Below are 23,934 nucleotides of genomic sequence, written 5' to 3'. Positions count from 1 at the left end.
TATCGTTACCATGATGTTTTCGGTGTCGTGAAGCGGGCTACATCCTGAAAATCTGTTTTCCGAGATCGGCGCGATCCAGACTGTTTGCCACGGCAAGCTTGAACTCGGTCAGCGCGTGGAGACCGCCGACAGGGACGTGGAAGCCCGGCTGGCCGAAGGTGTCGATGATCTTGCGTAGGACAGGCCGGTCGGCTTCGGCAGGCGGCGAAAAGAAGTAGCGATAGATATTTGCCCTGATTTCAACGCCGCTCAGCAAGACATCGAAATTGTGCAGTTCGAAGCGCTCGGAACTCATGCCGCCATTGATCACCATCTGTCCGCCAAGCGCCAGGGTGCGGATCAATTCGCCGCTGACAGGTCCGCCGACATTGTCGATAATCCCGTTCAATCCGGCGCCACCGGTGATATCCATCACCGCTTCCCGGATGCTTGCCTTCAACTCCGAAAGGTCAAGAGTGGCGGCGGCGCCAAGCGCCTTCAGGTCGAAGCTTTGGTGCGAGCGCCGCACAAGAGCGATGACGTTGATGCCGCGTCGTTGGGCGAACTGCATCACCATTGTCGAAATTGACGAATAGCCGGCCGTGACAGCCAGCCACTGGCCAGGCCGCACACGGGAATCCACCAGCAGATCCCACGCGGTAATGGGGTTCACCATCTGCCCGGCGCGTTCGACCGGATAGCCGGCAGGCAACGGGATCAGCCATTCGGCGGGAATCGCCGCGTACTCGGCCCAACTGCCATAATAGCTGAATGCGACAAGCGTCCCCGGTTCCAGCAAAACGTCCGCGCCAACGGCTTCGACGATGCCGGCGCCATGGTTTCCCGTGATCTGCCGGGGAAAATGCGGCTTCTTCGGTTCGGGATAGAGGTTCTGGATAAACAGGAAGTCGCCCGGATTGATCGATGCCGAGACCATCCTGACCAGCACCTCGCCGTCGCCGATCCGCGGCATCGGCAGGTCGTCCACATAGAGCACGTCGCGCGGCGAGCCGATAGCGTCAAATACAATTGCTTTCATTCCGGTCTCCACAACAAACGATCCGGGGCAAACAGTCTGTGCTTGGCCAGATCGTGCCGAGACTTGCGTCGGCGCGGCGGAACCTACGGTCGGCCGGCAAAGGTCTGAATTGGCAGATTTGACAATCTATGTGCTAAACTTGCCAGATTGTTTCCTCAGAGGGTACTGGTTTGGAAATTCGGGACAGCGTCTTGAAGCCCGACACGGCGCGGCGGGTCGCGGTTTTGTGAAGCGCCGGCGGGCTGGAAAAGAGGCTATGCGTTTGACGTTGCCACGGTGCGACATAGGTTAGCTCGGTCGGCGGCTCCCACCCGCCCCAGCATGAATCACTATGGAGATCAGCCTTGCAGAAACGTCGTCTCGGTCGCACCGACCTATCCATCGCGCCATTGGTTCTGGGCGGCAATGTGTTCGGCTGGACCGCCGATGAGAAAACCTCGTTCGACCTGCTCGACCGCTTTGTCGACGCTGGCCTCAACGCCATCGACACGGCCGATTCCTATTCGCGCTGGATTCCCGGCCACGAGGGCGGCGAATCCGAAACCATTATCGGCAAATGGATGAAAAGCCGCGGCAACCGCGACAAGGTTGTCGTTATCACCAAGGTCGGTTCGGATATGGGGCAGGGCAAGAGGGATCTGTCCGCCGCCTACATCGAAAAGGCCATCGACGCCACGCTGAAGCGGCTGCAGGTCGATACAATCGATCTCTATCTGTCGCACTGGCCTGATCCGGCCACTCCCTATGAAGAAACGCTCGGCGCCTACCAGAAACTGCTCGACAAGGGCAAAATCCGTTATGCCGGCGCTTCCAACCTCGACGCCGCCCAGTTGCGGGCCGCACTCGACGTAGCAAGCCTGCGCGGCCTGCCGCGCTACGAGGTGCTGCAGCCGGAATACAACCTTTACGACCGCTCGTCCTTCGATGGTCCGCTGCGTGATCTGTGCGCGGCCGAGGACATCGGCGTCATCACCTATTTCAGCCTCGCCAAGGGGTTTCTGAGCGGCAAGTACCGCAGCGAGGCCGACCTCGGCAAAAGCCTGCGCGGTGGCGGTGTGAAAGGCTATCTCAACACCCGCGGCATGCGCATTCTCTCAGCGCTCGATGCCGTTTCAGCCAGACATTCGGCCAAGCCAGCGGAAGTGGCGCTTGCCTGGGTCATGGCACGGCCCGGCGTCACCGCTCCGATCGCCAGCGCGACGACGCTCGACCAGCTCGACAGCCTGGTGCGTGCCGCGTCGTTGCAGCTCAGCCCGGACGATATCGCCGAGCTCGACAAGGCCAGCGCATAGCCGCGCACGATCGTTCAAGACCGGCGCCGCTGCCTTGCCCTACCGTCCCTGCATCGTCGCAGGATGCAGGGACGTCGCATGGCCGGACAGGGTCTTCTCGATCAGCAGCTATGGCAGCAATTGCTGGCGCTTGTGCTGGCATCGGCCATCGTTATGGGCAGCCCGGGGCCGGCGACGATAAGTGTCACCGCGATCGGCGCCGCATTCGGCCTGCGCGATTCGCTCCGTTATGCCTCGGGAATCGTTGTCGGGACGGTCCTCGTGCTTTTGGTGGTGGCGACGGGCATCATGGCCGTTCTCACCGCGCTGCCGAAGCTCGCAGCGCTGTTGGCGGTCGCGTCAGCAGCCTACATCCTCTATCTGGCGTTCAAGATAGCGACGGCGCCGCCACTGGCGGCACGCATTGGTGGGGCGGCGCTTCCCACTTTCCTGGGCGGGTTCCTTCTGGCCGTTGCCAATCCGAAAGCCTATGTGGCGATTGCCGCCGTGTTTGCCGGCGCGTCTTCCGGCACCGGCGGTCTTGCTATTTCAGCCAAGCTGGCGGTCCTCGCCTTGATGATTGTTGCCATTCATCTCTTGTGGCTTCTCGCCGGCGCGGCTTTTGCACGTTTGTTGCGCAAACCCTTGGCGTCGCGGATCATCAATCTGGTGTTTGCCGTGACGCTGGTTGCGACGGCCGCGCTGGCTGCCCTGCCATAAGTCTTTGTGGCATCTGAGGCCGTTGTTTCAGCCTTTCAATTCAGGTTTCGCATCCAGCTCACCAAGCCGTTTCATTGCCGTCGGCGGCATCGGCGGCGGGTTCGGCGTCTGCGCCGCCTCGACGAGAAGCTGGTCGCAGGCGGCCTCCGTCTCGCCGATCAGCCGTTGCATAAATTCGTCCTTGCCGAGGCCGGGCGGGATCGGTGGCAGGAAGCGCGCCTTGATCGTGCCGGGATAGCGCAGGAACTTGCGGCGCGGCCAATAGAGGCCGGCGACGTGAGCGACCGGCACCACCGGAATGCCAAGTTGCGCGTAGAGTTCGACGATGCCGTATTTGTAGACCGGTTCGTCGCCCGGCGCCCGGCGGGTGCCCTCGGGATAGATGATCAGCTGGCGCGGATTGCGCGCCAATTCCTGTTTGGTCGCGGCGATCACCGTCTTCAATGCCTTCGAGCGGCTGCCGCGGTCGACAGGAATCATCCGCATCTTCAAAATGTACCAGCCGAAGAACGGGATCCAGGTCAGCTCCCGTTTCAATATGTAAACGGGATCGTCGAGATACGGCAGGAAAGCGATCGTGTCCCAGAAGGACTGGTGCTTCGGCGCCAGGATGAAGGAGCCTTCAGGCAGGTTTTCCTGGCCGGTGATCTCACTTCTGGTGCCGGCGATCTTGTCGTAGAGCCACATGCTGGTGCGCGACCAGAATTTCGGCACGAACCAGGCGCGATGGCGTGGCGACAGGAAATAATACGGGGTCCAGAGGATCATCTGGACGATCAAATTGAGGTAGAAGGCGAGATTGAACGCCAGCGAGCGGAAATACAGCATACAGCATGTGCCCGGTGAGGAGGTGTGCGTTGGTTACACCAAGCGCCGGCAAAAAGGAAACGCTGCGAGGCGGGCGATCGGCCCGGCCTTGCGATGGGCCGTCTTCTTCACGTTTGCCACGCGGCCTGCAGCAGGCGCTGTCTCAGGCGCGGGGCGGCGAAGTCGAGGAATGCGCGCAGCTTCACCGGCAGTAGCCCTTGGCCGGCATGGACGAGGCTCACCGGCCATGGGTCGGGCTCAAACTCTTGCAGCACCGGGCGCAGCGTACCCGACCGGACTGCGGCGGCGATCTGGTAGGAAAGCAGCCTCGTCACGCCGACGCCGGCAATCGCCGCATCGATCGCTGCCTCAGCGGTGTTGACCCGTAGCCTGGAGCGGACCGGCACGGCGAATTCGGCCTTGCCGGTGGCGAAGGTCCAACTGGCAGCGGTGAGCCCTTCAAAGGTGATGGCACTGTGCGCTGCAAGCTCTTGCGGCGTTTTCGGCGTGCCGTGCTCGGCGAGATAGGCCGGGCTCGCGCAAACGACGCGGCGGATTGAACCCAGGCGGGTGGCGATCAGGCTCGAATCGGCAAGCTCGCCGATGCGGATGGCGAGGTCGATGTGCTCTTCGACCAACTGGGTTATCCGGTCGGCGAGTGTCAGCCGCACACCTACCTCAGGATAGACGGAGAGGAAGCTGGTGACGACCGGCAGCACATGCAGGCGGCCGAAGACGATCGGCGCAGTGACGATCAGTTCGCCGGTCGGGGCATTGTATTCGCCGGCGGCTATTCGCTCGGCCTCGCCGACCTCATCGAGAATGCGACGACAGGCGGCGAGATAGGCGTGGCCTGCATCGGTCAGCGACAGCTGCCGCGCCGAGCGGTTCAACAGCCGTGTCTTCAGGTGCTTTTCCAGGTCCGAAACCTTGCGGCTGACCGTCGTCAGCGGAATGCCGAAGCGGCGCCCGGCAGCCGAGAGGCTGCCTGTCTCTGCCGCGGCAACGAAAAGCGACATGGACTGGAGGCGATCCATAGCTCTCCCGAAAAGTTGCCCTCCCGAAAAACGGAAGGATAGATTGCAGATATGGCATCTGCATCTCGAAGATGGAAGGACCTATTTCCTGACTAGCAATGCAGCGCAGCTCGGCGCTTGAGGAGGCTTCCATGAACGCTCACACCAGCGATGTTGCTTTCACCCCGACGGTGAAGGCGATTCAGGCGCGCAAGGGCTCGCGCCAGGCCTATGCCCGTGTCGAGGAGCGTGGCGGCTGGCAGGCGGCAATCACGCCCGATCTCGCCGCCTTCATCGAGGCGCAGACCAGCGTCTTTCTGTCGACCGCCAATGCGGACGGGCAGCCTTACATCCAGCATCGCGGCGGGCCTGCCGGTTTCCTCAAGGTGCTCGACGAACGGACGATCGGCTTTGCCGATTTTTCCGGCAACAGGCAGTTCATCACCCAGGGCAACCTCAGCGACAACCCACAGGCTTTCCTATTCCTGATCGATTATGCGCACCGGCAGCGCATCAAGATCTGGGGCAAAGCGCAAGTCGTCGAGGGCGATGCCGAGCTGACGGCAAAGCTGATGCCGCAAGACTATAAGGCGCGACCCGAGCAGGTCATCCTGTTTACGGTTTCGGCTTGGGATTCAAATTGCTCGCAGCACATCCCGCAGCGTTTCGAAGCGGCCGACGTGGCGGCGGCGCTGGGCGAACGCGACAAGCGCATCGAACGGCTCGAACAGGAGATCGCACGCTTGCGCTCGGGTGCAGCAGCTAGGGAATAAAAGTGCCGGTGCCGTTCAGCTTCCGCCCGCGGCGTCGGCCAGCGTGACGCCGTTGGGCGATTGCTTCACCGGCATGATGCCGCGCGCCAGCGCCAGCAGGTATTTGTTATATTCGGTGAACAGCACGCGTAGCGCTTCTGGCTTGGTCAGCCAGCCGCCATTCTCGAGGTTGGTGTTGACCACCGGATAGGGTTCGAGCCTGGCGCCGTGCAGCAGCCGGCCCATTTCCAGCAGGCTGCGCGGCATGTGATAATTGTTGGTGACGAGAATGACCGTGCCGTAGGCATGGTCCTCGACCCATTTGGCACTTTCCTCGGCATTGCCGATCGTGTCGAGCGCGGCGCGGTCGATGTCGACGCAGCAGGAAAACAGCCTCTTGTCGCCGCCGGTCGCGGCCTGAAGCTGGCGGCGGCTGGCGGAGGGATGGACGCCGCTGATCAGCAGCCGCTCGCCCTTGCCTAACGCAAGCAGGCCCATCGCAGCGTCGAGGCGCGACTGGCCGCCGGTCAGCACGATGATAGCGTCGGCCCTTGCCGGATTGGCGGGCGTAGTCAGGCGGCTGACGGTATTGGCGAACCAGCCGAAGCCGGCGACAAACAGCGCCATAAAGGCGAGCAGAAGGAGAGCCGAGATGCGCAAGGAGCGGGCTGCCAGCAGCCGCCCATGTTTGGCGAACTGACCCGGCTTGGCAAATTCATCAGGCTCGGCGAATACAGGCGGGCGCGCAACCAGCACTGGCATGCATCCAGCGGTATCGGTCGAGTCCCGAACGTCCATCATGAAATGGTTAATCCCGAAATACGGCCTTTGGTAGGAAAAAAATGCAATTTTCGTGACGATGCGTTTTCATCCGTGATCGATCTTTCCTTTAGCCGGCGTCCGGCTGGCGAATGTCGATGTCGCTGAGATAGGTAACCACGGTGAAATGGGAGGTTGCCGCCGTCAGCGCGCCGATCACCAGCACCATGACAGCGACCCCGAGATAACCCGCCGAGCCGATGGCGAAATTGCCGAATAGGGCGGTCGCCTGGTCGGCCAGCGGCGTTGCCATGTTGCGTGACGACCACCAGGAGAAGACGATGAAGACCAGGATCGCCGCGGCGCCGCCTGCCGCGGCGCCCTTCATGCCGGTGACCAGAAAATGCCGGCGGAATTCGCGCGCGATGAAGCGCGCCTCGGCGCCGACAAAATGCAGCACCTCGATGATGTGGCCATTGCCGGCCATGGCGCCGCGCGTCGCGAATACCACGGTCAGCACCGTCGCCGACAGCATCAGCGCCAGCACTGCAATACCGATCGTTACCGTGGTGCGGGCCATGGCAACCAGCCGGTCGACCCAGGTGCGATGATCGTCGAGCGAGGCACTCGGCAGCTTCGGCGTGATCGCCGCGCGCAGTGCGGCGAAATCGGGCGGACTATTCTCGTCGATGGTGATGATGATCAAGCGCGGCACCGGCAGCTCATCGATGTTCAGGCCCGAGCCCAGCCAAGGCTCGAGCAGCCGGGCCGTCGCTTCGCGGTCGACGATCCGGGCGCTTTTCACGCCAGGGAATTCGCCGGCGATCTGCGAGGCCAGCGCAAGTGCGGCCTCCATGTCGAGGCCGTCGACCGGCTTGATCTGGATGGTCGCCTCGCGCGAGATCTGGTTCTCCCAGACGGAGGCGGTGTCACGCACCAGCGTGACGGCGCCAAACGTCAGGCAGGACAGAAACGTCATGATGGCGATGACCAGCACCAGCGCCCGGCCGGCGATGTTCTGCGCCGGCACGATCGGCGCCATTTTGCGCTGGACGCGGGGCTTTGCCGCCGCGGCGTCCTGACCCTCGAAATGTTCGACGGAGAGCTCAGTCATAGATGTCCAGCCTTCCGCCGGCCAGGATCATTCGCCGTGCGTCGACCTGTTCCATCAGGCCGAGGTCGTGTGTGGCGATCACCACGGCGGTGCCCAGCCGGTTGAGCTCGATGAACAGCCGCAGCAAGCGTCGTGCCAGCGGCGGGTCGACATTGCCGGTCGGCTCGTCGGCGAGCAGGATCTCGGGCTGCTCGATCAACGCCCGGGCGATGGCGGCGCGCTGCTTCTCGCCGCCAGACAGCACCGGCGGCAGCACATGCATGCGCTCGCCGAGGCCGACCCATTTCAGCAGCTCGGTGACGTCGGTGCGATAGGTCGCCTCCTCGCGGCCGCGCACGCGCAGCGGCAATGCCACGTTCTCGTAGGTGGTCATATGGTCGAGCAGGCGAAAATCCTGGAACACCACGCCGATGCGTCGTCTCAGATGCGGCAATTCGGTACGCGAGATGCGCGAGCGGTCCTTGCCGAAAATGGTGATCAGGCCGCGTGTCGGCTTCAGCGACATGAACAAAAGCCGCAGCAACGTCGTCTTGCCGGCGCCTGAAGGTCCGCTCAGGAACTGAAAGGAGCGCTCCGGAATGTGCAAGGAGATGTCGCGGAGGATCTCCGGACCCATGCCATAGCGGAGGCCGACATTTTCGAAGCGGATCACTTTCGACGACCTGAAATTCTCGGCGGCAAGATGCCAGCCCTTTCTATGGAAAGACCATCGGCCGGCATGGTTAACCGACGGTTAATTTGGGGGCTTTTCGAGCGAGTCACAGGGGTTCCGGTGGGGAAGCGTTAACCATTTCCGTTTACCCAAAAGAAACGAACAGCGAACAGGTGCGGTAGTGTTGGGCCATGATGGCTGAGGATCGAACCGCGCGCCCGGTTTCCGGCGAAATCATGACCGATCCGGCCGCCGAGCCGGAACGCATCATGCGCGACGTGACCGCCGAGGTCATCGATGCCGATTATGAGGTGCTGCCCCGCCATTTTACACGTCCAGACTTTGCGCCGCTGCCTGCGCGCATGATGTCCATGCCTTCGATCGAAGGCATGGACATGTTGCGCAAGCCCGAAACCGCCGTCGAACGCCCATTGTGGGTGCATGGTGGGCCGATCTTCTGGATTGTCGGCGTCGGTGCCGCCTTTGCCGCCTTCTGGATTTCGGGCGGCCATGCGCTGGTTCGTTAGAGCGGCGCCAGAAAATCAACAGGTCACCAGATAAACGATCAGCGACGCGCTGCGGACACCCGACCGTTCGCGGGCGTCCTGCGAAAGATTTGGCCTTGCCAGCCGGCTCGACATGCCTAGAAACAGGTTGAAGACCGTTTTCGGTCGGCTTCGCCTACAAGGCGATCATTTCTGGAAGGGCAGCCAATGCCAGTTGTGCGCGGCAAGGACATCGAAGTCCTGTTTTCGGCGTCCGCCATCGCGCGGCGGAACCTGGAACTTGCCAAGGAGATCGCCGGGCACGACTACCACGACCTTCTGGTAATCTCGGTGCTGAAGGGATCGTTCATCTTCGCCGCCGATCTTATCCGTGCCATGCACGATGTCGGCCTGTCGCCGGAGGTCGAGTTCATCTTCATCTCCAGCTATGGCGCCGGCACGACCAGCGGTGAGGTGAGGGTGCTGCGCGACATCGACAACGAGGTCGCCGGTCGCGATGTGCTTTTGATCGATGACATTCTGGAATCCGGCAAGACGCTGAGTTTCACCCGCGACCTCATGCTGTCGCGCGGCGCGAGGAGCTGTGCCATCGCCGTGCTGCTCGACAAGCGCATGCGCCGCCAGACCACGCTCAACGCCGACTATGTCGGCTTCGACTGCCCCGATTATTTCGTCGTCGGTTATGGCATGGACGTCGCCCACGCGTTTCGCGAATTGCCCTTCGTCGGCATCGTCAAGGGCGACGCTTGAGGCCTTTTGATAATTCTACTCCGGCGGCCACCTGACGCAGTTTTCTGCGCTTCCGGTGCTCTCGGACTCGAACGTCCGCTCCGCTCCGGTTCTCGAAAACCACGCTATCTGACTTGGCGGAGCGAATTCTGAAAAGGCCTCATCGACCCTTGGCGCCTTCAGGAAACATCAACTTTTCCCCGCCAAATATCCTGCCCATGGCAAAGCTCCTGATCGTCGAGGACGATGAATCCGTCCGCACTCTCGCCGCTCGCGCGCTCGAACGCGCCGGGCATAATGTCACTGTTGCCGCCGACGGCGCACATGGCCTTTCTCTGATCCGGGCGGCGCAAGGGAGCTATGACCTTGTGCTGTCCGACATCCGCATGCCGGAAATAGACGGCATCGAGATGGCCAAGGCGGCAGCAGCGCTGTTCCCGGCGATGAAGATCATGCTGATGACCGGCTATGCCGACCAGCGCGAGCGCGCCGAGGAATTGGACGGCATTATTCTCGACGTCGTGCAAAAGCCGTTCACGCTGGCTGAAATCCGCGCCCGCGTCGAACAGGCGCTCGCCTGCTTCGCCTAAAGCCCAAGGCCGACCGCCTTCAGGCAGGGTCGCAGGTCGCCGTAATGGCTGGCGCGCCGCTCAGGCGCCGGCTGGCATTGAGCGCAAACAGGCCGGCGCCGATGATGAGGGCTGCGCCCGCCGCCGTCGCTGGTCGCGGCACTTCGGCAAAGAACAGAAAACCCCATAGCGGCGACCAGATGATACCGGTGTATTCGAAGGTGGCGACGCTGTTGGCGGGCGCCAGCCGGTAGGCCTGCGACAACAGGATCATGCCGGCCGAGGCAACGAAGCCGCATGCCCCCATCTTGAGGAGATCCGGCGTCGCCGGCCAGACCCATGGCCGGACGAGGAATTCGAGACTCGGATGCACGGCGTGGTCAATGCCTGCCAGCCAAAACAATGCCGCCACAAATGCGGCGCCGATCAGATAAGCGCCGTTCTGATAGAAAGCCATGACAGTCGAGGATTCGGTGTCGCCGATCTTGCGTGCCATCAGCTGCGAGAAACCGTAGAGCAGAGCCGAACCTAGCGACAGCAGCGCTGCCCAGTCGAACAAGCCGGCGCCCGGGCGCACCATCACCAGCACGCCGAGCATGCCGACCAGGACGGTGGCGAGCGCCTGCCAGGACACGCGTTCGCCGAGATAGGGGCCGGCCAACGCCATGATGAACAGCGGCGCCATGAAATAGAGCGCCACCGCGTCAGCCAGCGGCAGGGCGGCGATTGCCAGGTAGTAGGCCGTGTAGGAGGTGAACTGGATGAAGGCGCGCATCGTCAGCATGCCGAACCGCTTCGACAGGATCGCCTGCAATCCGACATCGGCGTGGACAAGGAAAACCAGGATCGGCAGGGCGACGATCGAGCGGATCGCTATCACCTCGGTGACCGGATAGTGGCTCGACACCGCCTTGACCAGCGGGTCCTGCAGCGAAAAGACCAGCACGCCGAGACAGAGGCTGAGGATGCCGAGCACAAGCCGATTCTGCATAGGCGCTCCTGTCTCCCGCGTGCGCGGCCGAAAGCAGGCCTGCATCCGGGTAAAAAGAACCCGCCACCGTTTCGGGCAGCGGGTACGAGTGAGGACTTTTGATTGGTCCGCAGCCGATTTCCCGGCCGCATATCCAATGGGTAAGGCGACTATCGTCCGCCGTTTGACATGTTGCAAACGAATTGGAATGATGCCAGCAATCAGATTTTCTTATGGCGGGCACATGCGACCCAATCTCGACAGCGACCTGTTGCGCACCTTCGTGGCGGTCGCCGACACCGGCAATTTCACCAAAGCGGCGGAGCGGGCCGGCCGCACCCAGTCGGCGGTCTCGATGCAGATGAAGAGGCTCGAAGGCATGATCGGCGACAGCCTGTTCGAGCGCGGGTCGCGCGGTGTAGCGTTGACGCAGCGCGGCGGCGAACTCATCGCCAACGCCAGGCGCATCGTTTCACTGCTCGACGAGACGGCGGCATCGATGGTCGCGGCGCCGCTTGGCGGGCCGGTGCGCATCGGTATCCCGGAAGAATATGGCCACGCGATCCTGTCGCGGGCACTCGGCGCCTTTGCCAAGCGCCATCCTCAGGTCGACATCACGGTCCGCTACGCGCATTCCGGTGCGCAGATCGCGGCGCTCGCCGCCGGCGAGCTCGATCTGGCGGTGGTGTTCGAATGGCAGGATCTGTCAGGCGGTGAGGTGCTGATGCATGACCCGACCGTATGGGTGACGTCGGAGCTGCATCACATGCATGAGGAGCGGCCGGTGCCGATCGCGCTCTACAATCGTGCCGGTTGGTGCAAGGATTTCGCCATAAAGTCGCTGGAACAGCGCGGTCTCGCCTATCGTGTCGCCTACACCAGCGATACCAATGGCGGCCTGCGGCTCGCCGTCACCTCCGGGTTGGCGATTGCGCCGATCTCGCGCAGCAACATCCCGGCCGGCTGCCGCGAGCTTACGGCCGCCGACGGGTTCGGCGACATCGATTCCTCGAACGTGGTGCTGCGGCGCAATCCGAACGCTTCCGGCGAGGCCATCGACGGCATGGAAGAGGCGATCCGCGAGGCGTTCACCAACCGTTAAAACGTGCCGCTCAGTCCGGCGGTGGCGGCCTCCACGGACCGCACGGCGATCTTCCGAATATTGGGGGGCAGCCTTACTTCAGCTCCAGCAACCGCTCCAGATAGCTGCGCTCGATATCCGGGCTGAGTGCGTTGCCGAGCCGCTTGCGGATCGCTTCGAGGATCTGGCGGGCACGCTGCACATCGATCTCGTCAGGCACTCTCACCGAACTTCCGTCATCGGGACCCTCGCTGGTGCGGGGCCGCCCGAGCGGGTCACGGTCGGCATTCTGCTGGCGCCCGCCCTGCCCGTTGCCGCCCTGGTCGCCTTGCATCGCCTGCAATTGCTTCATCATGTCCTTGGCGCCCCTGCGCAAGGCTTCCAATGCGCGGCCCTGGTGACCGACGGCCTGGTCGCCTTCGCCCTCGCCGAGCGCCTGTTCGGCATTGCCCATGGATTTGCCGGCCTCGCCAAACCCCTCATTGGGGTCGAGGCCCATGCCTTCGAGGCTCTTCCTCAATTGATCGAGCTCGCTCTGCAGCTTGCCCTGGCCTTCCTGCAATTGCTTCAGCGCATCAGCAAATTCCTGCGGCGTCATCGGCTTCGGCCGGCCGAGCGGATCGCGGTCGTCACCCGGGCCGGGCTTGCCCTCTTCGCCCATCGGGCCTGGCTCACCGTTCTCGCCGAGCTGCTCGTCGCGGTTCTGCCCGCGCTGTTGCTGGCCGCGCTGCATCTGGTCCATACGGAAAGTGTCGTTCATCATCTCCTGCTGGCGCCGCATGATCTCGCCCAGCTTGTCCATCTGCTGGCGCATCTCGCTGTCCTGCTGGCCGCCCTGTTGCTGGCGGCCTGCCTGCAGATTGTTCATCATGTCCTGCAACTCGGACAGCAATTGCTGCGCCTGGTCGCGATTGCCGGATTTCGCCAGGTTCTCGATCTGGTCCATCATGCGGTCGATGTCGCTCTGGCGCAGTTCCTGACCGTTCTGCTGCATCTGTGGCGCATTCGGATTCTGCTGCGCCCGCGCCGCGAATTCCTGCAGGAACTGGTTCATCGCCTCGCGCAGTTCCTTCATCGCCTTCTCGATCTCTTGGTCGCTGGCGCCGTTCTTGATCGCATCCTGCAGCGCCTGCTGCGCCTGGCGCAGCCGCTTCTCGGCCGCCGACAGATTGCCTTCCTCAATGCCGAGCGCGATCTCCCAGAGGTAAGCGACCTCGTCGCGCAACTGGTCGTCGCTGTCTGCCATCTTCAGCCGGGTGCGGGCGCTCATGATGGCGAGGTAGTGCGCCATGTTGTCGAACGTGTCTTCCGGCCTGAGCGTGATTGCATCCATCAGGTCGAGCACGCGGTCCTTGGCATAGGCGTCGAGCGCCAGTATGCGGCGCTGCTCGACCACAGCCCGCGCCAACGGGTTGGAGAATGGCCGCTCCGGCATCACCAGCGTCTTGGTTTCGCTGGTCGCCGTGTGTCCGGCACCGTCGGTGGCGACAAGCGACAGCTTGACGTTGCCACCTGCCCAGACATGGTCGGTCAGGTCCTTCGTCGTCTTAGCGGCATTGGCCTTGCCGCCGCGGCGCGGCAACGTCAGCGGCATTTCCGGCGGGCCATAGAGCGGATGCGCGTTGGGCACTTGCGGATCGGCCAACGCGAAAACCGCCTTGGCGGAGGCCGCGCCATAGTCGTCGTCGATCTGGTAGTTGAGCTCGAAGGCGCCGTTGACGGCGCGCTTCGGCTCGCCGACAAAGCGGATCTGCGGCGGCTTGTCGGGAATTATGGCGAAGGCCCAGCGGCCGAGCTCGCCGTCGCTGGACTGCAGCGTCAGCGTGCCGTCGGCCGTTAACTTGCCGCTGAACTGGCGCACGGTGGAAGGCGTTGCCGGACTTGCCTCAGTCTTGGCGGCTTGCGGCCCGGTCGGATCGATGGCGCGGGTGTTGCCGCCGGTGTCGGCGTAGCTCAGCGTTTCCTCGCCCGAACCGCCGGTGACGCGCAGCGACACATCGCTGCCCTCCGGAATCGTGAAGGTCGGCGGCGCTTGAGTGGCGTTGTTGGCCAGGACCGGGGCGTTCAGGAATACCGGCGGCCTGCCGGTATAGGCCGGCGGCGTCACCCAGGCATCAATGCGCGGCGGCACGACGTCGCGGGCGGCACGGGCAACAAAACCGTCGCTCAGCCTGCCGCCCGATGGCCCGAAGGAGAAGGCAAAGGCAGTGACCAACAAAAGCGCGGCAACGGCGCGCAGCGCCCACGGGTCGCGTTCCGGCACGCGTGTGCGCGGCACGTCGCCGCCAAGCTCGCCCAGCCGGTCGGCCATGCGCCGCTGATGCTCGCGCCACAGGGCTTGCGAAAAAATGCTTTCCTTGCCGCTCGGGCGATCGGTCTGGACCTGCACCGGGCTGTGCAGCAATCGGTTGGCCGCCTCGATGCGGCGGTCGACCTCGGCACTGGATGGCGTGCGGAAGAAACGCAGTGGATAGAGTGCGGCAAGCGCTGCGACGCCGAATGCCGTGATAAGACCGATCCGCGCCAGATCGGGCAAAAATGGGAACAGGCCGAGCCACGAAATGCTGAGGAACAGGCTGGCGACGATGATCGGTGGCAGCAGCAATGGCCAGCCGCGTTCGACGATTATCGAGACCTGCGTCCCCAGCCGGCTCAAGGCAAGGCGCCTGGCCAGACTGCGATCGCTGGTGAAAATGGGTCGTTGTGTCATCGGCCCTTCCTGGCCGGGCGGGATAGCCCAGGCCTCACGAGTCTATCGCATGGGCCCGAAAAGTCGATTTTCGGGAAGCACGATGCGAAGACCTAAAATCTTAGCGCACTCCGTGCGTCCAAGCGGATGCACATCGCCCTAAGGATACCAACAAACACGGCGAAGGCGAGGCGGTTCCCCAAAACGTGAACAATAATGCCCCGGATATTGTCAGAATTTCGCCGGATTGGCGTTTGCGCCGCAGACCAGTACGGCAACGCGCTCGCCTGCAGCCGGTGCGTAGCGGCCGGACAGGAGCGCCGCGAAGGCGGCCGCACCGCCCGGCTCGGAGATGATTCGCACGCGGTCCCACAGCGCCGCCTGGGCGGCGATAATGTCGTCGTCGCCGACCAGGATCGAGCGCTCGACGAATGCCTCGGCGATAGGAAACATCATTTCGCCGACACGCTTTGGCGCGAGCGAATCGGCGGCGATGCCCTCAGCCGGCGCGTCGACGGGTCGGCCCGCCTCGAAGGCGCGATGAAGCGTCGGCGCACCCTCCGGCTCGACCGCGATTATCCTGATGCGGCCGGAAAACCAGGCAGCGATGCCGCCGATCAGCCCGCCGCCGCCGACGGCGACCAGCAGGGTGTTGAGCTTCGGCAGGTCGGCCTCGATCTCGAGGCCGAGCGTGCCTTGCCCGACCAGCGTCTCCTCCTGGTTGAAGGCGTGGATCTGCAGCGCGCCGGATTTTTCGGCGAAGCTCTCGCTGGCGGCCAGCGCCTCGGCATAACGGGCGCCGCCGACGATCAACTCGGCGCCGTAGCCGCGGATGCGGTCCAGCTTGGCCTGCGGGCTCACTTCGGGAACAAAGATGGTCGCCTTGTGGCCGAGCCGCATGGCGGCATAGGCGACGGCGGCACCGTGGTTGCCGCCCGATGCGGCGACGACGCCGGCCGCAGGAACCGGCCGTTCGAGGAGATTGGTGAACGCACCACGTGCCTTGAACGAGCCGGAATGCTGCAAGCACTCAAGCTTCAGGTCGACAGGCAGAGGCGGGCGGCCGAAATCGGCCATGTCGACGCGCAGCACCGGCGTGTGGCGCACGAAGGGCCGGATGCGGGGTTCTATCGCCGCAATGCGCTCGCGTGTGATCGTGTGGCCGTGCAGCATGCTTTCACTCCCAGAGTTGACATTCAGAGTTGACATAACTTAGTAACTTGGCAAAGTGCCTAAATGCAAGAGATCGATGTCTTCAAAGCAATCGCCAACGAGCGCAGGCTGCAGATCCTCGATTGGCTGAAGGACCCGCGAGCGCATTTTCCGTCGCAGACGGACGGCGATCTGGTCGAGGACGGCGTCTGCGCGCTGCTGATCGCGGAAAAGCTGGGGATCACCCAGGCAACGCTCAGCGAGCATATGCGCGTGCTCACCCAGGCAGGGCTTTTGCGCAGCAAGCGCATCAAGCAGTGGATATTCTATCGCCGGAATGAGGACAGAATCGCCGAGACCAGGGCGCTCATTCAGCACCGGCTGTAGCTGCAGAGTTCTACTCCAACCAGTCCGGCACCGAGTCCAGTCCGATCAGCTCGTCATAGGTCTGGCGCGGGCGCACAACGTGGAAGCGGTCGCCGTCGACCAGCACTTCCGGTACCAGCAGCCTGGTATTGTAGGTGCCGGCCTGAACGGCGCCATAGGCGCCGGCGGTGGAGACAGCGATCAGGTCGCCGGATTTCAGCCGGGGCAGGTCACGGTCGAGCCCGAGATAGTCGCCGGTCTCACAAACCGGGCCAACGACGTCGACCTTCATGCGTGGTGCAGCGGCCGGCTGCTGCGACACCGGCCTGATGTCGTGGAAAGCGTCGTAAAGCGTCGGCCGGATCAGGTCGTTCATCGCGGCGTCTACGACGAGGAAGTTCTTGGCGTCGCCCTCCTTCACGAAGATCACCTGCGAGACCAGGATGCCGGCATTGCCGACGATCAGCCGGCCTGGCTCGAACATCACTTTCAGCCCAAGTTTGGCAACATGCTTCCTGACGATCTGGGCATAGGCATCGGGCAAAGGCGGCGGGTTGTTGTCGACGCGGTAGGGAATGCCAAGGCCGCCGCCGACATCGATGTGCTCGATGGCATGACCGTCGGAGCGCAAGGCGCCGACCAACTCCACCAGCAGCGCAAAGGCGTCGTCGAAGGGCTGCAATTCGGTGATCTGGCTGCCGATATGGGTGTCTATGCCGGTGACCTTGATGCCCGGCAGCTCAGCCGCGCGCGCATAGACCTTCCGCGCATGCTGCCACGGAATGCCGAACTTGTTCTCGGCCTTCCCAGTCGAAATCTTCTTGTGCGTCCTGGCGTCGACATCCGGATTGATGCGCAGCGAGATCGGCGCGACCTTGCCCAGCGCGGTGGCGCGGGCCGACAGCAGCTCCAGCTCCGGTTCGGATTCGACGTTGAAGCAGAGAATGCCGGCCGAGAGTGCGAAATCCATTTCGCGCGCGGTCTTGCCGACGCCCGAAAACAAGATCTTGCTTGCCGGGATGCCGGCCGCCAAAGCGCGGCGCAATTCGCCCTCCGAGACCACGTCGGCGCCGGCGCCGAGCCTTGCCAGCACCCTCAGCACGGCCTGGTTGGAATTCGCCTTCATGGCATAGCAGACGAGAGCATCGAGCCCGGCAAAGGCCTCGGTGAAGACGCGAAAATGCCTGGTCAGCGTCGCCGTCGAATAACAGTAGAACGGCGTGCCGACGCTGGCGGCGATGTCTGATATCGCCACGTCCTCGGCATGCAGCGCGCCGTCGCGGTAGTCGAAATGGTTCACGAGATTGGTCCGAAATCAGAGCAGCGGGTCGAGGATGAATTTCTTGTCCTCGACAGGTTTTTCCGGCTCCGGCGGCAAAGGTTGCTTGGCCTTCTCGGCGTCCTTGCGGGCCTGCACGGCTGCCGCGTACGGCGTGTCGAGCGCAGCCTTCCTGCCGCAGGCCGCAACGGTGGCCATTGCCGCCAGCAGCGTCAGCGTCACCAAAATCCTGCTTCCGGTCATCGTGCCATCCGTCCGAAACTGTTGCCCGCAGCCGCTTCTAGCCGAGTTTTGCGGCCATTGCACCCCGCGTCTTACGCCTTGGCGAGCCGCTTTTTCCAGTAGCGGATCTGCTTGCGCACCTCGGACGGCGCGGTGCCGCCGAAGCTCGTGCGGCTCTTTACAGAATTCTGCACGGCAAGAACCGAAAACACGTCGGCGCTGATACCGGGGTGAATGGACTGCAGATCCTCCAGCGAAAGCCTGTCGAGCCCGATCTTCCTGTCCTCGGCCAGCGCCACCGCCCGGCCAGTGATATGGTGCGCCTCGCGGAACGGCAGGCCGAGCGTGCGCACCAGCCAGTCGGCGAGGTCGGTCGCAGTCGAATAGCCGGCGCCGGCCGCCTTTTTCATCGCAGCAGTGTTCACCATCATGTCGCGCACCATGCCGGTCATTGCCGCCAGCATCAGGTCGAGCGTCTCGGCCGCGTCGAAGACGGATTCCTTGTCTTCCTGCATGTCCTTGCCATAGGTCAGCGGCATGCCCTTCATCACCGTCAGCAGGCCGACGAGATGGCCGGTGACGCGGCCGGTCTTGCCGCGCACCAGTTCGGCAGCGTCCGGGTTCTTCTTCTGCGGCATGATCGACGAACCCGTCGAGAAACTATCCGATAGCCTGACGAAGCCGAATTGCGGCGTCGACCAGATGATGATCTCTTCGGCCAGCCGCGACAGATGCGTCGCGCAGATCGCCGCCAAGCCCAGGAACTCGAGCGCGAAATCGCGGTCCGAAACACTGTCGAGCGAATTGCGCATCGGCTCGCGGAAGCCAAGCGCCTTCGCCGTCTGGTGCCGGTCGATGGAAAAGCTGGTGCCGGCAAGGGCGGCGGCGCCGAGCGGGCTTTCATCCATCCGCTCAATCGCATCGCGGACGCGCGACAGGTCGCGTGCAAACATCTCGACATAAGCCATGCAGTGGTGGCCGAAGGTCACCGGCTGCGCCGCCTGCATGTGGGTGAAGCCCGGCATCACCGTTGCCGCATGCTCCTCGGCCCGATCCAGGAACGCCGTGATCAGGCCCTTCAGCGCCTCGGCGACACGAAAGCATTCGTCCTTGACCCACAGCCTGAGGTCGACCGCCACCTGGTCGTTGCGCGAGCGGGCGGTATGCAGGCGGCCGGCGGCGGGGCCGATCAAATCGGCCAGACGGGCCTCGACATTCATGTGGATGTCTTCCAGCCTGGTCGAGAACTCGAAGGTGCCGGCCTCGATCTCTGCGAGGATCGTGTTCAGCCCGTGAGCGATTTTTTCTTGATCGGCCGCCGAAATAATGCCCGTTTGCGCCAGCATCTGGCTATGGGCGATCGAGCCGCGAATATCCTGCGCATAGAGTTTGCGGTCGAACGAGATCGACGCGTTGATCGCTTCCATGATTGCGGCCGGACCCGAGGCAAAACGTCCGCCCCACATCTGGTTGCTGGCCTTCTTGTCGTTCATCGCTATAACCCGTGCTCCGGAGCAGTTTTTGCAAAATGGCAGACGGCAATAGATTTTTCCCGGCTTTGCGTCTCATCCTCGCCGCTTTGGTTGCGGGCGTGCTGGCCGGCGCGGTCGCGGTATATGTCAGGGAAAGCAGTTCTGGCAACAAGGCGCCCGCGCAAGTGGCCGCCGGCGGCGGCAAGGACGACGTCGCCTGCGCCGCCAAGACCGACCGTGCCAAGAAGATCGCCGCCGCTGCCACCGGCCAAGTTGCCGCGCTTTTGCCGGCGGATCCGCCGCAATCGCTGAAAAGCCTTGCCTTCAACGGCCCCGACGGCAAGCCGACGACGATCGCCGATCATGCCGGCAAGACGGTGCTGCTCAATCTGTGGGCGACATGGTGCGCACCTTGCCGCGCCGAAATGCCGGCGCTCGATGCGCTGCAGAAGGAGATGGGCAGCGATGCGTTTCAGGTTGTTGCCGTCAACGTCGATGCCGGCGACGATGCCAAACCGAAGAAGTTCCTGGAGGACACCGGCGTCAAGTCGCTCGGCTACTATCGCGATGCCACGATGGCGCTGTTCAACGACGTCAAGACGCGCGGCCTGGCGCTCGGTCTGCCGGTCACCATGCTGATCGATGGGCAAGGCTGCCTGATCGCCCATATGAATGGCCCGGCCGAATGGTCGGGGCCGGATGCCAAGCGTCTGGTCGAGGCGGCGCTTCAGCCGGGATAGGCTCAGACCGTGCGCAGGCGCGGCTTGAGCACGGCAATGCTTGCGCCGCGTCGGCTGGCGGTGCGGATTGCCGGAGAGGCCACGCCCGTCAGTTCCCCGAATGTCTCGATCGGAGCCGGTTTGCCGAGGTAGTAGCCTTGCCCGATCTCGCAAGCCTCGGCGTCCAGGAACTGCAATTCACCCGGCGTCTCGATACCTTCTGCCAGAACCGGTAGGCCGAGACCGCGTCCAAGCCCCAGCACGGCGCGAACGATCGCCGCGAACTGGGCGTTCTTGTCGACCGATTTGATGAACGACCCGTCGATCTTGATCTTGTCGAAGGGAAAGGCGCTGAGGTTGGACAGCGAAGAATAGCCGGTGCCAAAATCGTCCATCGCCACATGCACGCCAAGCGCCTTGACCTGCCTCAAGGTTGCCAGCGCGCGCGGCATGTCCTTCACCAGGGCCGTTTCGGTGATCTCCAGTTCGAGCCTGCCGGGGGCCAGGCCGGATCTCGTCAATGCGTCGTGCACCTTGCGGCTGAAGTTCGGATTGTGAAGTTGCACGGCGGAGACGTTGACGGCGACCATCAGCGGGTTTGTCCAGCGAGCAGCATCGTTACAAGCCGTCGTCAGCACCCAGTCGCCTATCTGCGCGATAGCGCCACTGTCCTCGGCCACGGGGATGAAAACGGCCGGAGAAATGTCACCCCGCTCAGGGTGCTGCCAACGGACCAGGGCTTCGAAGCCGATCATCCTGCCGCCGCGGATCTCCTTCTGCGGCTGATAGACGAGGTGGAACTCCTTGCGGGCGATCGCCTGGCGCAATTCATGCTCCATCACGCGCTTGTCGCGGGCCGCGGTGCCCATGGCTATCTCGAAAAACCGATAAGTGTCCCTGCCTTCGGTTTTGGCGCGATGGAGTGCCGTGTCGGCATGGCTGATCAGGCCGGCCTGGTCTTCGGCATCCAGCGGAAAGAAGGCGATGCCGATGCTGGCCGAGACGAGGCCGGAGCCGACCGAAACCCTGTTTTCCTCCCGGATCGCCGCCAGCAAGTCCTCGGCTATCCGGCCTGCGGCCAGGGGGTCGGGGAGGTTCGGAGCTATGATGGCAAATTCATCGCCGCCGAGACGCGCGAGCATCTGTCCGTGGCGCGGGATGCCGGAAATGCAGTGCGCCAGCTTCTGCAGCATAGCATCGCCGGCCCCGTGGCCATAGAGGTCGTTGACTTGCTTGAACCGGTCAAGGTCAAGCAGCAGGAGCGCCAGATGTCCATCCTTGCCGCCACGATCCATCGAGGCGAATTCTGCTTCCAGCCGGGAAGAAAAGCTCCGCCGATTGGCAAGCCCGGTAAGCGGATCGAAATGCGCGAGGCGGAGGATCTCTTGTTCTGCCTTCTTGCGCTCACGGATGTCGCGAACGGCAAGCACCGTATGAGGCCTGCCGCAGTAGGTTATTTTCCTGGCGATCAGCTCGACAGGAATTCTCGCCCCGTCGCTGCCTCTTAACTTCGCTTCCTGCGCCTGTTCGCCGAAGCCGGACATATCGGCTGCGCTCTGTCCGTCGAAAAGCTCGCCGAATTGCATCGTGTTCAGGGTGGCTGTCGCTGTTCCGGTCAGCTTCGCCATACTGTCATTGGCGCTGACAATGCGGGTGCCATCGCAAACGATCAGACCTTCCACCGCCGCATTGGCGAGATCGTGCATGCGATCGGCCTCGAGCTTCTGGCGGCGAAAGCGCAGGTCGATCCATAGCGCGGCACCCGATAGCACAAGGATTATCAGGCTGGCGACCGCTGCGGCAAAGGCCTGGGAAATGGGCTCGATGGAATGTTCGGATATTTCAATCGAGGAGTCCGGAATGATCGACACCGCGGCCATCGCGATGAAATGCAAGCTGCAAATCGCCAGCGTCAAAAGCGCGGCGCCGCCGAAAGTCGCGAGCGCTGACGGACGGCGCAAGACGACAAGGAGCGCCAGTGCCGCGAGGGTCACGCCGGCCAGAAGCGATATCGCGACAAGGAGCAGGTTCCATACGACCCGGCCTTCGACCTCGAAAGCTGCCATGCCGATGTAGTGCATCGTCGCGATGGCGCCGCCCAGAATGGCGCCACCGACGAGGAAATGGTCGATGCCGCGGCGCAAGGTGGCGACCCACATCCCAAGCGCGGTCATGATAACGGCGGCGGCAAGCGAAAAGGCGGATAATCCCGGATTGTATGCGTTCGGGATTCCCGGCGTAAACGCGGTCATGGCGATGAAATGCGTCGCCCATATGCCGAACCCGGTCGAGGCCGCGGCGATCATCAGCCAGACAAGCCGGTTTCGCTCGGTCGATCGGCCGACATGCTTAAGGAGATTAACCGCTGAGAAGCAAGAAATTCCACAGACGAGTGCGGCGAGCGCAACCAGTCTCGGATCGTGCTGACTTACAATACAATTATAGACCGTCAGCATCCTGGTTCACTCGGTCTGCCAAAACTAACAGGGGAGGTGTGACTGATTAGCTCTTGGAGATTTTAACGAATGGTTAACCCGCGGGCCATGAGGCGGGTCTTTTCGGGGGAAAACCGACGCGCCGCTGCGCCGAAAAGACGGTGATGTGATTTCTGGCGCCCGGTTTCGGTAGCGAGTGCACTTTAGGAAGGAATGATGTTCATTGATCCGCAATAAAACCGTTGTCCGATTGTCATCAGCGCCACATATTGGCTTTGCGGAAGTGCCCCTTTCGCGAATGACAAACGGGAGATGAAACATGAAGTTCTTCGGCTTTGCGGCCGGTATCGCCGCGACCGTGACCCTGCTTTCCACCACCTCCGCCTTCGCCGTCACGCAGATCAGCTGGTGGCACGCCATGACCGGCGCCAACGCCGAGGTCGTCGCCAAGATCTCCAAGGATTTCAACGCCAGCCAGAGCGACTATGAGCTCGTTCCGGTGTTCAAGGGCACCTATCCGGAGACGCTGAATGCCGGCATCGCTGCCTTTCGTGCCGGGCAAGCGCCCGATATCCTCCAGGTGTTCGACGTCGGCACCGGCGTGATGATGGCGGCCGAGGGTGCGATAAAGCCGGTGGCCGATGTGATGACCGGCGCCGGGATGACTTTCGACAAGAGCCAGTATCTGCCCGGCATCGTCGGCTATTATTCGAAGCCGGACGGCACCATGCTATCGTTCCCCTACAACTCTTCCTCGCCGATCCTCTACTACAACAAGGACATCTTCCAGAAGGCAGGCCTCGACGTGAACAATCCGCCCAAGACGTGGAACGAGGTGTGGGAAGCTGCCAAGAAGATCAAGACGAGCGGCGCCTCCCCTTGCGGCTATACCTCGACCTGGCTGACCTGGATCCACCTGGAGAATTTCGCGGGGTGGAATGACGTGCCTTGGGCCACCCAGCAGAATGGCCTGGCCGGCGGTGATGTCGAACTCAAGATCAATGCGCCGATTTTCGTCAACCACTTCCAGGCGCTCGCTGACCTGGCCAAGGACGGCACATTCAAATATGGCGGACGCACCTCCGAAGCCAAGCAGATATTCCTCGCCGGCGAATGCGGCATCTTCACCGAATCGTCGGGCGGCCTCGGCGATATCGTCAAGTCCGGCATGAACTATGGCATCGGCCAGCTTCCTTACGACAGTGACGCCAAGGGTGCCCCGCAGAACACGACGCCGGGCGGTGCCAGCCTCTGGGTGTTCGGCAACAAGTCGGACGAGGAATACAAGGGTGTCGCCGCCTTCTTTGCCTATCTGTCCAAGACCGATGTGCAGGAATATCTGCACCAGAAGTCGGGATACCTGCCTGTGACGCTCGCCGCGTATGAGGCGACGAAGAAATCAGGCTTCTATGACAAGAACCCCGGCCGCGAGACACCCATCCTGCAGATGATCGGCAAGTCGCCGACCGACAATTCGAAGGGCGTGCGCCTGCCGAATCTGCCGCAGGTGCGCGATATCCAGAACGAGGAGCTGGAGAAGATGCTGGCCGGCCAGCAAACCGCCCAGCAGGCACTCGACAATGCGGTTGCGCGCGGCAACGCGGCGATCAAGGAAGCGCTGGAGAACTGACGGGAT

Annotated in this window: 23 protein-coding genes; 10 read left to right on the top strand and 13 right to left on the bottom strand. The window is 62.9% G+C overall.

Annotated features, from left to right (window positions below; translation table 11 throughout):
* Nucleotides 1-37 precede the first annotated feature (37 nt).
* Nucleotides 38-1,018, bottom strand: a complete 981-nt coding sequence (locus NKI67_RS21460; protein WP_023677915.1) for a quinone oxidoreductase family protein — start codon at nucleotides 1,016-1,018, stop codon at nucleotides 38-40.
* Nucleotides 1,019-1,362: 344 nt separating this feature from the next.
* Here NKI67_RS21460 and NKI67_RS21455 point away from each other — a divergent pair, with 344 nt between their 5' ends.
* Nucleotides 1,363-2,310, top strand: coding sequence for an aldo/keto reductase (locus NKI67_RS21455; protein ID WP_352570571.1), 948 nt, complete (start codon nucleotides 1,363-1,365; stop codon nucleotides 2,308-2,310).
* A 78-nt stretch (nucleotides 2,311-2,388) separates the two neighbouring features.
* Nucleotides 2,389-3,009, top strand: a complete 621-nt coding sequence (locus NKI67_RS21450) for a LysE family transporter (protein ID WP_352456698.1) — start codon at nucleotides 2,389-2,391, stop codon at nucleotides 3,007-3,009.
* Between the two features lie 27 nt (nucleotides 3,010-3,036).
* On the opposite strand, the gene NKI67_RS21445 is transcribed toward NKI67_RS21450, so the two are convergent.
* Together NKI67_RS21445 and NKI67_RS21440 are read right to left on the bottom strand one after the other, a co-directional pair.
* Nucleotides 3,037-3,837, bottom strand: coding sequence for a lysophospholipid acyltransferase family protein (locus NKI67_RS21445; protein WP_352456697.1), 801 nt, complete (start codon nucleotides 3,835-3,837; stop codon nucleotides 3,037-3,039).
* Between the two features lie 107 nt (nucleotides 3,838-3,944).
* Complete coding sequence (locus NKI67_RS21440; protein WP_352570569.1) at nucleotides 3,945-4,853, bottom strand: LysR family transcriptional regulator; 909 nt, start codon at nucleotides 4,851-4,853, stop codon at nucleotides 3,945-3,947.
* Between the two features lie 131 nt (nucleotides 4,854-4,984).
* Between NKI67_RS21440 and NKI67_RS21435 the strand changes: the two genes are divergently transcribed.
* Nucleotides 4,985-5,605 (top strand): pyridoxamine 5'-phosphate oxidase family protein, encoded by a 621-nt coding sequence (locus NKI67_RS21435; protein WP_352570568.1) that lies wholly within the window; start codon nucleotides 4,985-4,987, stop codon nucleotides 5,603-5,605.
* Nucleotides 5,606-5,620: 15 nt separating this feature from the next.
* Here the strand turns inward: NKI67_RS21435 and NKI67_RS21430 are convergent, their stop codons facing one another.
* From NKI67_RS21430 to ftsE, 3 genes are all read right to left on the bottom strand, one after another.
* Entirely contained in the window at nucleotides 5,621-6,385 is a 765-nt protein-coding gene (locus NKI67_RS21430) for a YdcF family protein (RefSeq protein WP_352570567.1), read from the bottom strand.
* Nucleotides 6,386-6,473: 88 nt separating this feature from the next.
* The gene (locus NKI67_RS21425; protein WP_352646673.1) at nucleotides 6,474-7,457 is read right to left on the bottom strand and encodes a cell division protein FtsX; all 984 of its coding nucleotides are present in this window, start codon (nucleotides 7,455-7,457) and stop codon (nucleotides 6,474-6,476) included.
* A complete protein-coding gene (gene ftsE, locus NKI67_RS21420) occupies nucleotides 7,450-8,109 on the bottom strand; it encodes a cell division ATP-binding protein FtsE (RefSeq protein ID WP_023677923.1) in 660 nt (219 codons plus the stop codon). Before ftsE ends, NKI67_RS21425 begins: the two co-directional genes overlap by 8 nt.
* A 236-nt stretch (nucleotides 8,110-8,345) precedes the next feature.
* Between ftsE and NKI67_RS21415 the strand changes: the two genes are divergently transcribed.
* The 3 genes from NKI67_RS21415 to NKI67_RS21405 all read left to right on the top strand — a co-directional run bounded on the left by NKI67_RS21415 (nucleotide 8,346) and on the right by NKI67_RS21405 (nucleotide 9,934).
* The gene (locus tag NKI67_RS21415) at nucleotides 8,346-8,636 is read left to right on the top strand and encodes a hypothetical protein (RefSeq protein WP_352646671.1); all 291 of its coding nucleotides are present in this window, start codon (nucleotides 8,346-8,348) and stop codon (nucleotides 8,634-8,636) included.
* 186 nt (nucleotides 8,637-8,822) lie between these two features.
* Nucleotides 8,823-9,365, top strand: a complete 543-nt coding sequence (gene hpt / locus NKI67_RS21410) for a hypoxanthine phosphoribosyltransferase (RefSeq protein WP_254816654.1) — start codon at nucleotides 8,823-8,825, stop codon at nucleotides 9,363-9,365.
* Between the two features lie 197 nt (nucleotides 9,366-9,562).
* Complete coding sequence (locus tag NKI67_RS21405; protein WP_023677925.1) at nucleotides 9,563-9,934, top strand: response regulator; 372 nt, start codon at nucleotides 9,563-9,565, stop codon at nucleotides 9,932-9,934.
* 19 nt (nucleotides 9,935-9,953) lie between these two features.
* Here NKI67_RS21405 and NKI67_RS21400 read toward each other — a convergent pair whose 3' ends face one another.
* Nucleotides 9,954-10,904, bottom strand: coding sequence for a DMT family transporter (locus tag NKI67_RS21400; RefSeq protein WP_352646669.1), 951 nt, complete (start codon nucleotides 10,902-10,904; stop codon nucleotides 9,954-9,956).
* Nucleotides 10,905-11,127: 223 nt separating this feature from the next.
* On the opposite strand from NKI67_RS21400, the gene NKI67_RS21395 reads away from it, so the two are divergent.
* Nucleotides 11,128-11,985, top strand: coding sequence for a LysR substrate-binding domain-containing protein (locus NKI67_RS21395; protein WP_023677927.1), 858 nt, complete (start codon nucleotides 11,128-11,130; stop codon nucleotides 11,983-11,985).
* 73 nt (nucleotides 11,986-12,058) lie between these two features.
* Here NKI67_RS21395 and NKI67_RS21390 read toward each other — a convergent pair whose 3' ends face one another.
* Nucleotides 12,059-14,674 carry a TIGR02302 family protein gene (locus NKI67_RS21390; protein ID WP_352646665.1) on the bottom strand — a complete coding sequence of 872 codons (2,616 nt, stop codon included), beginning with the start codon at nucleotides 14,672-14,674 and terminating at the stop codon, nucleotides 12,059-12,061.
* A 210-nt stretch (nucleotides 14,675-14,884) separates the two neighbouring features.
* The gene (locus NKI67_RS21385; RefSeq protein WP_352646663.1) at nucleotides 14,885-15,826 is read right to left on the bottom strand and encodes a threonine/serine dehydratase; all 942 of its coding nucleotides are present in this window, start codon (nucleotides 15,824-15,826) and stop codon (nucleotides 14,885-14,887) included.
* A 63-nt stretch (nucleotides 15,827-15,889) separates the two neighbouring features.
* Here NKI67_RS21385 and NKI67_RS21380 point away from each other — a divergent pair, with 63 nt between their 5' ends.
* Nucleotides 15,890-16,192 (top strand): ArsR/SmtB family transcription factor, encoded by a 303-nt coding sequence (locus NKI67_RS21380; RefSeq protein WP_352646661.1) that lies wholly within the window; start codon nucleotides 15,890-15,892, stop codon nucleotides 16,190-16,192.
* Nucleotides 16,193-16,202: 10 nt separating this feature from the next.
* Here NKI67_RS21380 and lysA read toward each other — a convergent pair whose 3' ends face one another.
* The 3 genes from lysA to argH form a co-directional block, all read right to left on the bottom strand.
* Entirely contained in the window at nucleotides 16,203-17,471 is a 1,269-nt protein-coding gene (gene lysA / locus NKI67_RS21375; RefSeq protein ID WP_352646658.1) for a diaminopimelate decarboxylase, read from the bottom strand.
* Between the two features lie 15 nt (nucleotides 17,472-17,486).
* The gene (locus NKI67_RS21370; RefSeq protein ID WP_023677931.1) at nucleotides 17,487-17,693 is read right to left on the bottom strand and encodes a hypothetical protein; all 207 of its coding nucleotides are present in this window, start codon (nucleotides 17,691-17,693) and stop codon (nucleotides 17,487-17,489) included.
* A gap of 71 nt (nucleotides 17,694-17,764) precedes the next feature.
* Entirely contained in the window at nucleotides 17,765-19,165 is a 1,401-nt protein-coding gene (argH, locus tag NKI67_RS21365; protein WP_352570557.1) for an argininosuccinate lyase, read from the bottom strand.
* A gap of 35 nt (nucleotides 19,166-19,200) precedes the next feature.
* Between argH and tlpA the strand changes: the two genes are divergently transcribed.
* Entirely contained in the window at nucleotides 19,201-19,884 is a 684-nt protein-coding gene (gene tlpA, locus NKI67_RS21360; protein ID WP_023677933.1) for a thiol:disulfide interchange protein TlpA, read from the top strand.
* Nucleotides 19,885-19,886: 2 nt separating this feature from the next.
* Here tlpA and NKI67_RS21355 read toward each other — a convergent pair whose 3' ends face one another.
* On the bottom strand, nucleotides 19,887-22,319 hold the full coding sequence (locus NKI67_RS21355) for a bifunctional diguanylate cyclase/phosphodiesterase (RefSeq protein ID WP_352646656.1): 2,433 nt from the start codon (nucleotides 22,317-22,319) through the stop codon (nucleotides 19,887-19,889).
* Between the two features lie 298 nt (nucleotides 22,320-22,617).
* Between NKI67_RS21355 and ugpB the strand changes: the two genes are divergently transcribed.
* A complete protein-coding gene (gene ugpB, locus NKI67_RS21350; RefSeq protein ID WP_352570556.1) occupies nucleotides 22,618-23,928 on the top strand; it encodes a sn-glycerol-3-phosphate ABC transporter substrate-binding protein UgpB in 1,311 nt (436 codons plus the stop codon).
* Nucleotides 23,929-23,934 lie beyond the last annotated feature (6 nt).

This window comes from Mesorhizobium sp. M0408, from assembly GCF_040321495.1.
GTDB lineage: Bacteria > Pseudomonadota > Alphaproteobacteria > Rhizobiales > Rhizobiaceae > Mesorhizobium.
Note: the sequence above shows the minus strand (reverse complement) of the source record. Positions and strands in the feature narration are given on the sequence as shown.